The following is an 842-nucleotide window of genomic DNA, read 5'->3' on the forward strand; positions in this document are numbered from 1 at the left end:
TCGTCTTACGACTTCGCACGGACCTGTGTTTTTAGTAAACAGTCGCTTCTCTCTGGTCTCTGCGACCTCCCTCAGCTCCAAGTGCAAGACTTTTCACCAAGCGAGGTCCCCCTTCTCCCGAAGTTACGGGGGCATTTTGCCGAGTTCCTTAACCACAGTTATCTCGATCGCCTTAGTATTCTCTACCTGACCACCTGTGTCGGTTTGGGGTACGGGCCATGTACCAGCTCGCTAGAGGCTTTTCTCGGCAGCATAGGATCACTGAATTCGTCTCAACGACTACGCATCACGTCTCAGGCTTAATGTTGTGCGGATTTGCCTACACAACGCCCTACACGCTTACACCAGGTATTCCATCACCTGGCCCAGCTACCTTCCTGCGTCACCCCATCGCTTACCTACTACAGCCAGGGTCATATGCAGCCGTCTCGTCTCTCGCCCGAAGGCTCAATCACGAAACATTTGGATACTTAGCACAACTGATTCAGCATTGGGCGCGGATACACGGGTACGGGAATATCAACCCGTTGTCCATCGACTACGCCTGTCGGCCTCGCCTTAGGTCCCGACTCACCCTGGGCGGATTAACCTGCCCCAGGAACCCTTGGTCATTCGGCGGACGAGTTTCTCACTCGTCTTTCGCTACTCATGCCTGCATTCTCACTCCCATACCCTCCACAGCTGGATCACTCCGCTGCTTCCACGGGTACAGGACGCTCCCCTACCCATCCACACACCTGGCCTCAGATCAAGTCTGAGACGGGCTATTGTGTGAATGCCGCGGCTTCGGCGGTGTACTTGAGCCCCGCTACATTGTCGGCGCAGGATCACTTGACCAGTGA

1 rRNA gene is annotated in these 842 nt (G+C 55.2%); it reads right to left on the minus strand.

Going from position 1 to position 842, the window contains the following annotated elements:
• Nucleotides 1–842: ribosomal RNA gene (locus IEX78_RS23995) — 23S ribosomal RNA — on the minus strand; the annotation flags it as partial.

Origin of the sequence: Nocardia camponoti (assembly GCF_014646135.1) — a bacterium.
In the GTDB taxonomy this organism is placed as follows: domain Bacteria; phylum Actinomycetota; class Actinomycetes; order Mycobacteriales; family Mycobacteriaceae; genus Nocardia; species Nocardia camponoti.